The following is a 12,530-nucleotide window of genomic DNA, read 5'->3' as shown; positions in this document are numbered from 1 at the left end:
TCAAGTGTTTAGCAAAATTTGAGATGACAACAAATAAAATGGAAGAAGAAATAAAGTTAGTTTTTGCCAGACAACAGCAACACAAATTCGCACTGCGTAAAACAGATGCTAAAACCAGAATTGCCAAACTTAAAAGATTAAAAAAAGCACTCGAAAGTTTTGAAGATGAAATTTATGCTGCTTTACAGATAGATTTGCGCAAAAGCCGTTTTGAAACTGCTGTAACCGAATTGTTTTTTACTTATGCAGAAATAGATCATGCTGTTAAAAAATTGCGGAACTGGATGAAGCCCAAATCTGCAGCTAAAACTTTAAGCAACTTTTTCGCAAGCAACAAGATTTATTATGAGCCTAAGGGTGTGTGTTTAATTATTGCGCCCTGGAATTACCCCTTACAATTAATCATGAGTCCATTGGTATCCGCTATTGCCGCCGGAAATTGTGTGATTTTGAAGCCTTCTGAAGTAAGCAATACAACAGCCAGGGTGATTCATAAACTGATTTCAGAAACGTTTAATCCGGAGGAAATTGCTTGTTTCGAAGGTGATGCGGAAGTTTCTACTGCTTTGTTGAAGTTGCCATTTGATCATATATTTTTTACCGGAAGTACAGCAATTGGAAAAGTAGTGATGGAGGCTGCGGCCAAAAATTTAACCTCTGTTACGCTGGAACTTGGGGGGAAATCTCCTGCGGTTATTGACAATACAACCGATCTGAAAAAAGCTGCAGAGAAAATTGCCTGGGGCAAGCTGGTTAATGCCGGACAAACCTGTATTGCACCAGATTATGTTTTAATTGACGAAAAACTGGAAGCTGATTTTGTAAGGCATTATAAGTTAGCGACAGAAAAAATGTTTTTTACAGGGAAAGGAATTAATGAGGAAGTATATGGGAAAATAATTAATGAAAAACAATTTCACCGTTTAAATACGCTGTTAAAAAAGGCTTTAAAAGAAGGTGCTGAACTGGCTTGGGGAGGAGAGACCAATGAAGAGAATCTTACAATAAATCCAACCATTTTAATATCAGTAAATGCTGGAAACCCAATTATGCAGGAGGAAATTTTTGGTCCGGTTTTACCTGTTGTACGTTACAAAAATTTGCAGGAAGCCATAGATTTTATTAATGCAAAAGATAAACCTCTGGCCCTTTATATTTTTAGCGATAGTGCTGAAAACAAAGAAAAAATCATTACAGAAACCAGTGCCGGGGGTACATGTGTTAACGATGTGTTGGTGCACATTGGCAATCCTAATTTACCTTTTGGCGGCGTAAACAGCAGTGGGATGGGGAGTTGCCACGGAATTTTCGGGTTCAAAAATTTCTCTCATGAAAGAGCGGTTGTTTTTCAATCCAAACTAGGGGTAACGAAGATGATTTATCCACCCTATAAAGAAAAACAGGGATTATTAAAATGGTTAAAGAAATTGATGTAATTTTAAGTAATGGATTTAGAAAAACTTAAATACCCAATTGGACAATTCCTGATGCCTGAAATTTTTGATGAACGCCAAACCGAAATCTGGATTTCAGAAATTGAAGCTTTACCCAGTCAAATAAAACAAGCTACCGAAAACTTAAGCGAAGTGCAGTTAAACCAAACTTACCGGCCCGATGGCTGGACATTAAAGCAGGTTGTACACCACATTCCGGATAGCCATTTGAATGCATACATCCGGTTTAAGCAGGCGATAACGGAAGATGTTCCGGTTATAAGGCCTTATTATGAAGAACGTTGGGCAGAAACAGAAGAAGCCAAAAACGGAGATATTAAAATCTCAATCGAATTGTTAACAGTGCTACATCAACGCTGGGTTGCTTTTCTTAAAACATTAAAGCAGGAAGATTATCAACGAAAATATATTCATCCAGCCATTGGAAAAGAGCTAAGCCTGGCCAATATGCTTGGAACTTATGCCTGGCACGGAAAACATCACCTGGCGCACATTACCAACACCATCGGGAAATGAAAAAGAAAACCTTAAACCTGTTTTTATTATTAATTTTCTATGTGACTTTAGGGGCAAAGGCACAGAATCGTTTACCTAAAGCATTTAATTTTCTTTTGGGCTCATGGGAAATGCAGACCTCTAAAGGAAAAATTATTGAACACTGGAAAATAAATACAGATCAAAACTTAAAAGGGGAGAGTTATAGAATAAATATAAAGGGAGACAGTTTATTAACTGAAACCCTTACCATTAAAAAAATCGGTAAAGAGGTGTTTTATTGTTCGACTGTTACCGGGCAAAATGATGGTAAAGAAGTTTGTTTTAAATTAATTTCTACCAAACAAAACACCTATATTTTCGAAAACTTAACCCATGATTTTCCTCAGCGAATTGTTTATCAGAATCAAGGTAAAGATCATTTATTAGCCTGGATAGAGGGTGCCATAAATGGTCAAAACAAGAAATCGGAGTTTAAGTACAAGCGGATTTAGTTTACATTAATATTAGCATTGCCGCACTCATGGCTATCATTAACGCATCTTCCACAATGGTTACGGTGCTCATCGGTAGATTAAAAACAGCGCCTAAGCATGCACATTGAATTTTCTTCTTATTGATCACACTTTCTAAAACCCCCAAAATGCTAACAGTCATTACAATTAAGGTTACCCAGTTTACAATTAGCGGAGAAGCATTTAAGGCAAAGGCCAAACCTAATCCGAGTTCAATAAAAGCATAAATATAACCCCATGCACCAAATTTTTTAGCAACCAGATCATACATGGCATAACTCTCTGCAAATGCTTTTAAATTGAGCATTTTAAAAAAAGAAAAAGTAAGAAAAAAGCCAGCCATAAAAACACGCATAAATCCCATAAAATTTAGGCCCCCATTTTGCCAGGAAGCAATGGAAGAAATTGCGATGATGTAGCCAAAAATTAAAACGATTGGTTTATAGGTTTCAAACCAGGATTTAGTTTGCTCCAAAGCTTCGCTATGTGATACAGCAGAGATCTGATATTTACTGTTCGCCCCGCCTAAAGCTTGTTGCAAAGCATCCAGGCTAATGTGTTTGTTCATGCTTATGGTTGCTGAATTCGTATCCTTAGAAACTTCAACAGAAGTTACATCAGGCAGCACCAGTAAATTACTTTTTACTTTATTTTCGCAACTACCGCAGGTCATTCCGTTTAGTTGATAGGTATGTGTCATAATTAAAATCTTTAGGCAAATTTACCTTATAAAGCATGGGTAAATGTTATAGAATAACCATAAAGTATTATAGAATTTTATCCGACCTGAACAGAAGTCATGGTTAAAGAGCCGCCCACCGCTTTATCATTAAAAAAAGATAACTCTTCCTTTTCATTTTTTAAGCCAAGAGTGTAAATTAACGGCAGATAATGTTCGGGAGTAGGAATGGCAAGCATAGCTTCAGGCCCCAGATTACGGTAATTGATTAATGGTTTATGATCGCCATTTGCAATCAGACTTTTAAATTTATCATTCATCTCAATGGCCCAGTCGTAGCCCCCGCCATTAATCATTTCCCAGCTTAACATGCGCAAATTGTGCACCATATTGCCACTGCCTAAAACCAAAATCCCTTTTTTGCGGAGTGCATAAATTTCTTTGGCGATTTCGTAATGCTGCTCTGGTGATTTTGTGTAATCAATACTCAACTGTAAAACAGGAATATTTGCTTCCGGATACATGTGACGAACTACAGTCCAGGCCCCATGATCCAAGCCCCAGTCGTGATCCAAACCAACATTGGTAGAATGGATCAAATCCGGAATTTCTGCTGCCAGTTTCGCATCACCGGGAGCAGGGTATTGAACATCAAAGAGTTGTTGCGGAAACCCTCCAAAATCGTGGATGGTAGAAGGGAAATCCATGGCGGTAACAAAAGTTCCATGGGTGTACCAATGTGCCGAAACAACAAGTACAGCCTTTGGAACCGGGATGTTTTTTGCCAGATCTGCCCAACTCTTACTAAACTCATTTACTTCGATTCCGTTCATGGGCGAACCATGGCCGATAAATAACGCAGGCATTAAATCGGTTTGACTTAAGCCCTGACTAAAATTTCTGAATTGAGATAATGCTGACATATTGTTTTTTAAAGAAACCCGTCATCCTGAACTTGTTTCAGGATCCGTAATAAAGGAAAGATTCCGGGACAAGCCCAGAATAACGATCTTATATTTTTATTTTCCCTGAACAAATTCAAGGTTTAATTTTATGGAAACATCTTTAGCAACACCAGCACCTGTTGGATCGTATTTAATGTTGTAATCTAAACGGTTTATGGTTGTTGTTGCAGCAAAACCAGCTTTAGTATTACCCTGCTGATCTTTAGCGGTTCCACCATATTCAACAAAAAAGCTTACATCTTTCGTTACATCGCGAATGGTTAACTTACCTTTTAAAATGTATCTGTTGGTTTGCTGACCTTTCATTTTTACCGCAACTTTTTTGAAAGAAGTACTTTCAAATTTCATTTGAGGGAATTTTTCTGCATTAAAAAAGTCGTCAGTTTTTAAGTGGTTATCCCTCATATCCACACCAGTGGTGATGCTGTTTACATCAACGGTAAAACTAATTTTAGCATCTGTTAAATCGGGACTGGAAGCTGTAACTGTTCCGTCGAATTTTTTAAATGACCCATCAACAAATGAGATGCCCATGTGTTTAACCGAGAAATTTACAAAAGAGTGCATCGGATCTATTTTCCAGTTCGTTTGTGCAAATGATGCCACACTCATTGAAGCAGCAATCAGGAATAAGAATAATTTTTTCATAGTGGATTTTTTTTGTGAAAAGGAGGTGGTAGCTCATGCCTTTTCGGGTTTAATAATGTAAAGCAAAAGTACTGCAATACAAGCAGTTTGAGTCTTGATGTATGATAAGAAAAGGTAAAATTAAACGCGTTTAAATAACATTAAATTTCGTCTAAAGTTTTGCGTTGATCCCTTGAGGCCATTTTATAAACGGAAGGTGTCGTACCTGAAACTTTTTTAAACTGTGCAGAAAGATGTGCAACACTGCTATAGTTAAGCTGGTAGGCAATCTGACTAAGTGTAAGTTCGCCGTAGCTGAGCATTTCTTTTGCTTTTTCTATTTTTTGAGCAATGAAATATTTTTCAATGGTTTGATTTTCTATTTCAGAAAAAATGGTGCTTATGTAGTTATATTCTGCGTTAAGCTGATCGCTTAAATAAGCAGATAAATTTACTTTTAAGGGTTCCAGACTATAATGAACCAAATTAATAATAAGTGTTTTAACCTGTTCGGCAATCTGGGTTTTTTTATCCTCCAATAAATCAAAGCCCATTGGTTTTAAACGGTTTGAAATCTTTTCTTTATCCTCAGCATTAATGTTTTCCAGAAGCGTAACTTCTCCCAATTGAACCGATAGCGGTTTAAAGTCAAGCTTTTCGAGCTCGGCTTTAACCACCATTTTACAACGGTTACATACCATATTTTTGATATGCAATTTCATTATTTAGCTTTTATGGTTTCGCTTACATCTCCACAATCGAACATCATTTTTCCATAGTACGGATTTTCGATGTTTTCCTTTTCGTTCAACCAGCTTGCTTTTGCCATTGGGCAATGCTGCACATAAACAGTTGCAGAATTAAATTTTACCGCTTTTAAAGTTTTAATCATCGCATATGAAATGTTTTCAAATGATTTTCTTTGGACTTTAATATCCTTTGAAGCCGATAAACTTTTGGCATTTGTTTTAATAATGGCTGCCTGTTCCATCCAGATTTTATGCGCTGCATCAGGTATGTCTGTATGCGGAACCGCCTCAACTTTTGCCAGTAAAACTTTTGATTTTTCAACCGCTACATCTTTCTTATCTGTAGCTAAAGCATTTTTAACATCATAATAAGCAGTTAATACCTGATTAAAAGCAGCATCAGTTTTGCTTTGTGCGAAAGTAAATTTTGTCGAGAAGATGGCAATAAAAGCCATCGTAAATAATATTTTTTTCATTTGTATAATTTTTATTTTAAAACATTAAAAAAGTTAAACTCAGCACGGATCATGTACATGTTTTTCGTGTATCGTCCCTCTAAATTTCCGGCTGCCTGAAAGCGGTAGCCTAAATCAATACGGGTTGTGCTGTTTAAAATCATTTGAACTGCTGGCGCTAAATCCAAATAAGATTTTCCACTTTGGGGATCGGTTTTGCCCAGCAATTCAAGATAAACATTAAAATTGGGTTGTTTATAATCTTTGTAAACCACCGGTAAAACCAGATAACCAGAGGATAAACTATACGAAAGCATGTTCTTTGGCTGCGGCATACCAACTACCTGTCTTTCATTATTTTGAAAGGCATGAGCATAGCCCAAAGTAGCAGACAGCGCAAGCTTATGAAGCAGTTGTGTAAAAATTAAACCACCCTGAAGCCCGCTATTATCGCCTTCCAGGTTTATATCCTTTGTGTAGGTTGGTCGCTTGCTGGTGCTGATTCTTCCAAATGCAGAAGCCCTGAAATGGCTTTGAGCTTCATCCAAAGAAATAAATCTGTATTTGGCATATAAACTTCCGCCTTCCAATCTGTAGTTTCCATCCATGTCAGACAGGAAAGCCTGGGCATGCATCATCAGATTTTTGTTGAACCCAATCATAACTTCCGGAATGGTACGACTTACAAAACCAGGATTATTAAACATGCCCTCATTGGTAATTCTAACACCAATTGATTTGGAAGGCATATTACTTGCTGGCTCCGTAAAAACATAAAGTTCCTGACTAAAAGCGGTTGTAAAGGCGCCGGTAATAATCAACGCCATTACGCATAATTTTTTCATCATTAAGAAATGCTTAAATGATAAATTCTGGTTTTTTTACCGTTTACAATACCTGTACCGCTGGCATAGGCATCAGAATTAACAGAGGAAGCTTGTTTCTTAAATTGAGAACCCGATAGAAAATCCTTATCAATAATAGTTGCTTTTACAATTCCGTTTAGCGTTTTATTTTTTGCATTTACAAAACGATAAACATTTCCATCAACAATGGCTTGTCCCTTATCATCAACTTTAACCTGGTTAAAATTGAAATTGGCCGTTAGATTTCCTACCGAAAAACCAGCATCCTGTACTTTTTTACGAACCAGATCTAAATTGATATCTGCACCTTTTTTAAAAGTTAAAACAAAGATGTTTTTATTTAAATCAGTTTTAATGGAACCAATAAAATTGAGGGTTTTCAATGATTTTTCAGTAGCATTTGAACACATTGAACAGGTTAAACCTGTTACTTGTAAATCTGCTGTAGAAATTTGTTGCGCCGATACTTTTACGGCAAAGAACAGCATAAAAATGCTAAGTATTTTGATTGCTTTCATGATTTTTGAAATTAGAATTAAATTTTAAGCCAATAACGCAAGTGATTTATTCACAGCGGTATAGCAAAACATTGCTGATTTATTCAGCGAAATGGATTGATCTGACAATCCTAATTCCTAAAAATGCAATTGAAAATATGAAGGGAGAGCCGCGTTGATAATGGCGGCGTCTTGTTTGCAATTTTACTAAAAAATTGCGGGGTAATGTTTTGGAGAAAGTTTAAAACCGGAGGATGTAAAAAAAGCTGGATTGAAAACAACTTGGGCATTTGCAACTGCGCTTCACTCTGGTGGCTATCCTTTACTTTAACATTTACGGCTGTGTTTTGGCAACAGCCATCATCTTTTTTAGATACCGGAATATCCTTGCAAAGTTTACAGGCAATTTCGCTGCTAAAGAAGTGAACATTAGCCAGTTTTCCACCACAAAAATGCAAACTCACAGCCAAACCAATAACACTAACTGCATAAAATACAGCCATAGACAGTGCTATTTTTTGTTTAACTTTCATTAATACAAAGGTATGTGAAAAAATAGCTAATAAGTATGCTATTTATTTACTGAATTTCATTTTTTAATTTAATTTAGCCAAAACACAATTAAAATGAAGCGATTATTATTGTTCTTATGCACATTTTCTGTGCTTTCTGCTTTTGCTGTAAAACCTAAAAATCAGTATGTCAGAATAAAAACGCAATACGGAGAATGTATTGTTAAATTATATAACGAAACGCCTTTGCACAGGGATAATTTCCTTAAGCTAACCAAATCAGGCTTTTATAACGGAACCCTATTTCACAGGGTAATTAAAGACTTTATGATTCAAGGTGGCGATCCCGATTCAAAAACGGTAAAACCAGATTCACTTTTAGGTAATGGGGATGTTGGGTATAAAATTCCTGCTGAATTTCGGGACAGCTTATTCCATAAAAAGGGTGTATTGGCTGCGGCAAGGGATAATAATCCTGGAAAAGAGTCTAGCGGATGCCAGTTTTATCTGGTGCAGGGCAAGGTTTTTACAGATGAGCAATTGAACAGTCTGGAGCAAAACCGCTTGAAATTTAAAATCCCCGACTGGCAAAGACAGGTTTATAAAACCATTGGTGGAACACCGCACCTTGACCGGAATTATACCGTTTATGGCGAAATTGTTGCCGGTTTAGATGTAGTTGATAAAATTGCAGTTTTGGCAACGGATAAAAACAACAGACCAAAAGAGGATGTAAAAATGGAAATTACAATACTCAAAAAAAGAGAAGCTAAAAAGCTTGAAAAACAGCTTTTGCAAGGTACCCTAATTAAATCTTAAGCCGGAATGATTTAAATGAAAATAATCTCTTACAATGTTAATGGCATTCGTGCCGCAAGTACCAAAAACTTTTTCGGCTGGTTACAAGCAACAAATGCTGATATGATTTGCCTGCAGGAAGTTAAAGCCTTACCGGTGCAAATTCCTGAAATTATTGCTTTAATTGAGCAATTGGGTTACCATCATTACTGGTTTCCTGCAGAAAAAAAGGGGTATAGTGGTGTAGCCATTTTAACCAGAGTAAAACCCAATCATGTAGAGTATGGTTGCGGAGAAGAATGGATAGATAAAGAAGGAAGAATATTGAGGGCTGACTTTGATGATTTTTCTTTAATGAGCTTGTACATGCCTTCGGGCTCTAGCGGAGACGAAAGACAGGTTAAGAAATACGAGTTTATGCGTTTCTTTGATGATTATATCGGAGAGCTGCGTAAAGAAATTCCAAATTTAATTGTAAGTGGCGATTACAATATTTGCCATACTCCAATAGATATCCATAACCCGAAATCGAATGCAAATTCTTCAGGTTTTTTACCGGAAGAACGGGAATGGATGCAGTTATTTTTAGAAAATGGCTTTATAGATGCTTTCCGTCATTTTAATAAAGATCCGCATCATTATACCTGGTGGAGTTACAGGGCTGGTTCAAGAGGTAAAAACCTGGGCTGGCGTATCGATTATCATCTGGCAACAAAACCAATGGAGAGCCGTTTAAAAAATGTTAGAATTTTAGCCGATGCCATACATTCTGACCATTGTCCGGTTTTATTGGAGTTAGAATAAAATTTAATTAGAAAGGTTAATTGTTTAAATCGGTTAACCAGTTGATCAATTAACTGACCAAAAATGCTAATCGTAAATATTAAAGGCCTTGTTGGCTTACATCCTAAAGATAAACTGGTTATTCGTGGAAATGAAATGGCCAGTTTACCTGTTTTAGAAAACGCCTGGCTTTTAATCGAAAACGATTTAATTAAAGATTTTGGACGCATGGACGAAATGCCGCCTGCTGTTTCCAGCCTTCCTACCATTGATGTACAGGAGAAATACGTTTTCCCTTCCTGGTGCGATAGCCATACCCATATTGTTTTTGCAGCCTCACGCGAAGAAGAGTTTGCCATGAAAATTGAAGGCAAAAGCTACGAAGAAATTGCTGCTGCTGGTGGCGGGATTTTAAATTCTGCCCGTAAATTGCAGCAAGCAACAGAAGACGAATTATTTAAGCGTGCATCTAATCGTTTACAACAAATGATTATGATGGGAACCGGGGCCATTGAAATTAAAAGCGGTTATGGTTTAACTGTCGAGAGCGAGTTGAAAATGTTGAGGGTTATCCGCCGCTTAAAGCAACAGTTTCCTATTCCGGTTAAGGCGACATTTTTAGCCGCCCATGCTTATCCAGCTGAATACAAAGAAAATCATCAGGGCTACATTGATTTAATTATTAATGAAATGTTACCCCAAATTGCTGCCGGAAAACTTGCCGATTATATAGATGTTTTTTGTGAAAAAGGTTTCTTCTCTGTTGAAGAAACTGATCTTATCTTACAGGCTGGGGCAAAATATGGCCTTAAACCTAAAATTCATGCAAATCAATTGTCTGTTTCAGGAGGAGTGGAAGTTGGAGTAAAAAATGATGCAGTTTCAGTAGATCATCTTGAAGAAACAGATGAAAATGTAATTAATAGTTTAAAAAACTCTGATACCATTGTAACCTTATTGCCTTCATGCTCGTTTTACCTGGGGATTCCGTTTGCAAATGCAAAAGGGCTAATTGCAGCAGATTTACCTGTTGCTTTGGCCACAGATTACAACCCGGGATCAACGCCGTCAGGAAATATGAATTTTGTAGTTTCATTAGCTTGTATAAAAATGAAAATATTGCCTGAGCAGGCTATAAATGCAGCTACAATAAACGGTGCAGCAGCAATGGAGATTAGCGAAGATTTTGGAAGCATTGCCATTGGCAAAAAGGCAAATTTATTTATAACCAAACCCATGTCATCTGTGGCTTACTTGCCTTATAGTTTCGGACAGCCCCAAATAGAAACTGTTATTTTAAACGGGAAAATTTACAATGGATAGTTTTAAACTCTATAAGCAGGAAGATATCGATAAACTTCTTATTCGCAGAGCGGGAGAGGTTAAGCTTGCTGAAAAAGTACAGGTGGTAAAATCGCTGGATGAAATGAAATCTTCCGCTGCTAAATTTGTTTTATTGGGCATTCCTGAAGATATTGGAGTAAGGGCAAATTATGGCATTGCCGGGGCAGCATCAACCTGGAAACCCGGGTTGGTTGCCATTTTAAATATTCAAAGCAATAAATTTCTTCGCGGTGATGAACTTTTGGTTTTAGGTCATTTTGAAATAGAAGAGCCTAAAGAGGGATCTGTTGAGGGCTTAAGAGATAAAGTATCGGAAATTGATGACCTGGTTTATCCTGTTATAGAAAAAATTGTTGCTGCAGGAAAAGTTCCCATTATAATTGGTGGCGGGCATAATAATGCTTATCCAATTATTAAAGGCGCTTCCATTGCTTTAAAAAAACCAATTGATGTGCTCAATATTGATGCACACGCTGATTTACGAACGCTTGAGGGCAGGCACAGTGGTAATGGATTTTCTTACGCATTAAATGACGGATTTTTAAATAGGTACAGCATTTTTGGCTTACATCAAAATTATAACAACGAAGCCATTTTAAATCAGATTGAAGAAAACCCAAAATTAAAGGCCGTATTTTTTGATGATGTTTTAAAAGGGGTGGATTATCAGGATTTATTGGCTGGCTTAAGCGAACATCCAGGTTTAGAGATCGATTTAGATTGTATTCAAAATGTGCTTTCAAGTGCCGAAACGCCTTCGGGATTTGCTGTAAACGACATTCGGAAATTGATATTGGCCGGAAATAAAAAATATACTTATCTGCACTTAACAGAAGGCGCATCGAGAATGCTGGATGGGCGGGTAGATAAATTAACTTCTAAACTGATTGCTTATTTGGTCAGTGATTTTATGAAGGCGCAATAAATTCAGGGCTTACTATAGAGTTATTAATAGAAATAGCTTACAAATGCTCCGCTTCGTATTTTTCGCCGGCTTTTAACATCAGTTCAATTTGCTTTAAGTCTTCAGCGGTTAATTCCTCTTTTTCCTGTAGCTCGAAAACCGCAATCATATTGTCTTCGTATTGTTTTTCGGTTTTAATGACGATTTCTTTTTCCATGACTGTGTTAAAATGCAATTATTTCTGTTGGCGTAAGGCAAAAATCTAAACGAATGTCATTTTCATGAACATCATCTATTTTGTCTGTTGCCGGGCTCAAAGATAAGCCTATTTTTTGAGCATTTACATTTTGTAAAAACCGGTCGTAAAAACCCTTTCCATAGCCAACCCGGTAACCACGCTTATCAAACGCTAATAAAGGAATAATCACCATGTCTATTTCGCCGTTATGAACATTTCCTTTTTGCGGTTCTAAAATGTTGTAAAGATTTTTCTTTAAATCATCAAAGTCAATGTATTCATGATTTGTTAGTAAAGAAGTTTCAAAATCGGCTCTTGGTACAATGATTTTAATTTGAGGATAATTTTGCTGCAGCCATTCAATCAAGGCAAAGGTATTTGGCTCCCTTTTCTCAATTATTGGTAAAAAGATATGTAGCGTTTTAATTTTGTCGAAATCCAGGGTTTTAAATTGATTTAACAGCTGATTACATAAGCGATTGTAATCTTCATCACTTAAAGATAATCTTTCTTTTAAAGCTTGTTTTCTGATTTCTGCTTTTAACATAGAACTCAAATTTATGTTTTGCTTTCAAAAAAGGAGAATTATTGTCACGGAAAACACGAAAATCAAGAAATTTTTTATTGAGAAAATCCGAAACTCCGTTTG

17 protein-coding genes are annotated in these 12,530 nt (G+C 36.7%); 7 read left to right on the top strand and 10 right to left on the bottom strand.

Going from position 1 to position 12,530, the window contains the following annotated elements:
- The first annotated feature begins 23 nt into the window (after nt 1-23).
- The 3 genes from O0955_RS04000 to O0955_RS03990 are packed head-to-tail and all read left to right on the top strand — an operon-like array spanning nt 24 to nt 2,443.
- Nucleotides 24-1,436 carry an aldehyde dehydrogenase family protein gene (locus tag O0955_RS04000; RefSeq protein ID WP_269426230.1) on the top strand — a complete coding sequence of 471 codons (1,413 nt, stop codon included), beginning with the start codon at nt 24-26 and terminating at the stop codon, nt 1,434-1,436.
- A gap of 9 nt (nt 1,437-1,445) precedes the next feature.
- Nucleotides 1,446-1,970, top strand: coding sequence for a YfiT family bacillithiol transferase (locus O0955_RS03995; protein ID WP_269426229.1), 525 nt, complete (start codon nt 1,446-1,448; stop codon nt 1,968-1,970).
- The gene (locus O0955_RS03990) at nt 1,967-2,443 is read left to right on the top strand and encodes a DUF6265 family protein (protein WP_269426228.1); all 477 of its coding nucleotides are present in this window, start codon (nt 1,967-1,969) and stop codon (nt 2,441-2,443) included. Before O0955_RS03995 ends, O0955_RS03990 begins: the two co-directional genes overlap by 4 nt.
- 1 nt (nt 2,444) lies before the next feature.
- On the opposite strand, the gene O0955_RS03985 is transcribed toward O0955_RS03990, so the two are convergent.
- From O0955_RS03985 to O0955_RS03950, 8 genes are all read right to left on the bottom strand, one after another.
- Nucleotides 2,445-3,164: a heavy-metal-associated domain-containing protein gene (locus O0955_RS03985; RefSeq protein ID WP_269426227.1), complete on the bottom strand. Its 720-nt coding sequence runs from the start codon at nt 3,162-3,164 to the stop codon at nt 2,445-2,447.
- Nucleotides 3,165-3,241: 77 nt separating this feature from the next.
- Nucleotides 3,242-4,066 carry a 4,5-DOPA-extradiol-dioxygenase gene (gene ygiD / locus O0955_RS03980; RefSeq protein WP_269426226.1) on the bottom strand — a complete coding sequence of 275 codons (825 nt, stop codon included), beginning with the start codon at nt 4,064-4,066 and terminating at the stop codon, nt 3,242-3,244.
- Between the two features lie 96 nt (nt 4,067-4,162).
- On the bottom strand, nt 4,163-4,756 hold the full coding sequence (locus tag O0955_RS03975) for a YceI family protein (protein WP_269426225.1): 594 nt from the start codon (nt 4,754-4,756) through the stop codon (nt 4,163-4,165).
- Between the two features lie 140 nt (nt 4,757-4,896).
- The gene (locus O0955_RS03970) at nt 4,897-5,457 is read right to left on the bottom strand and encodes a helix-turn-helix domain-containing protein (protein ID WP_269426224.1); all 561 of its coding nucleotides are present in this window, start codon (nt 5,455-5,457) and stop codon (nt 4,897-4,899) included.
- Nucleotides 5,457-5,960, bottom strand: coding sequence for a DUF3347 domain-containing protein (locus O0955_RS03965; RefSeq protein ID WP_269426223.1), 504 nt, complete (start codon nt 5,958-5,960; stop codon nt 5,457-5,459). The genes O0955_RS03970 and O0955_RS03965 overlap by 1 nt, the downstream gene beginning before the upstream one ends.
- Nucleotides 5,961-5,971: 11 nt before the next feature.
- Nucleotides 5,972-6,787 (bottom strand): hypothetical protein, encoded by an 816-nt coding sequence (locus O0955_RS03960; protein WP_269426222.1) that lies wholly within the window; start codon nt 6,785-6,787, stop codon nt 5,972-5,974.
- Nucleotides 6,787-7,323: a heavy-metal-associated domain-containing protein gene (locus O0955_RS03955; RefSeq protein WP_269426221.1), complete on the bottom strand. Its 537-nt coding sequence runs from the start codon at nt 7,321-7,323 to the stop codon at nt 6,787-6,789. The genes O0955_RS03960 and O0955_RS03955 overlap by 1 nt, the downstream gene beginning before the upstream one ends.
- Nucleotides 7,324-7,433: 110 nt before the next feature.
- Entirely contained in the window at nt 7,434-7,835 is a 402-nt protein-coding gene (locus O0955_RS03950; protein ID WP_269426220.1) for an HYC_CC_PP family protein, read from the bottom strand.
- Nucleotides 7,836-7,928: 93 nt separating this feature from the next.
- Between O0955_RS03950 and O0955_RS03945 the strand changes: the two genes are divergently transcribed.
- The 4 genes from O0955_RS03945 to O0955_RS03930 all read left to right on the top strand — a co-directional run bounded on the left by O0955_RS03945 (nt 7,929) and on the right by O0955_RS03930 (nt 11,664).
- Complete coding sequence (locus O0955_RS03945) at nt 7,929-8,633, top strand: peptidylprolyl isomerase (protein WP_269426219.1); 705 nt, start codon at nt 7,929-7,931, stop codon at nt 8,631-8,633.
- A gap of 15 nt (nt 8,634-8,648) precedes the next feature.
- Nucleotides 8,649-9,416: an exodeoxyribonuclease III gene (locus O0955_RS03940; RefSeq protein WP_269426218.1), complete on the top strand. Its 768-nt coding sequence runs from the start codon at nt 8,649-8,651 to the stop codon at nt 9,414-9,416.
- A 63-nt stretch (nt 9,417-9,479) separates the two neighbouring features.
- Nucleotides 9,480-10,718 carry an imidazolonepropionase gene (gene hutI, locus O0955_RS03935; protein WP_269426217.1) on the top strand — a complete coding sequence of 413 codons (1,239 nt, stop codon included), beginning with the start codon at nt 9,480-9,482 and terminating at the stop codon, nt 10,716-10,718.
- Nucleotides 10,711-11,664, top strand: a complete 954-nt coding sequence (locus tag O0955_RS03930) for a formimidoylglutamase (protein ID WP_269426216.1) — start codon at nt 10,711-10,713, stop codon at nt 11,662-11,664. The genes hutI and O0955_RS03930 overlap by 8 nt, the downstream gene beginning before the upstream one ends.
- A gap of 37 nt (nt 11,665-11,701) precedes the next feature.
- Here O0955_RS03930 and O0955_RS03925 read toward each other — a convergent pair whose 3' ends face one another.
- Together O0955_RS03925 and O0955_RS03920 are read right to left on the bottom strand one after the other, a co-directional pair.
- Nucleotides 11,702-11,860: a hypothetical protein gene (locus O0955_RS03925; protein WP_269426215.1), complete on the bottom strand. Its 159-nt coding sequence runs from the start codon at nt 11,858-11,860 to the stop codon at nt 11,702-11,704.
- Nucleotides 11,861-11,867: 7 nt separating this feature from the next.
- On the bottom strand, nt 11,868-12,428 hold the full coding sequence (locus O0955_RS03920) for a 5-formyltetrahydrofolate cyclo-ligase (protein ID WP_269426214.1): 561 nt from the start codon (nt 12,426-12,428) through the stop codon (nt 11,868-11,870).
- Nucleotides 12,429-12,530: the final 102 nt, after the last annotated feature.

The organism is Pedobacter punctiformis (assembly GCF_027213715.1).
Taxonomy (GTDB): Bacteria; Bacteroidota; Bacteroidia; order Sphingobacteriales; family Sphingobacteriaceae; genus Pedobacter; species Pedobacter punctiformis.
Note: the sequence above shows the minus strand (reverse complement) of the source record. Positions and strands in the feature narration are given on the sequence as shown.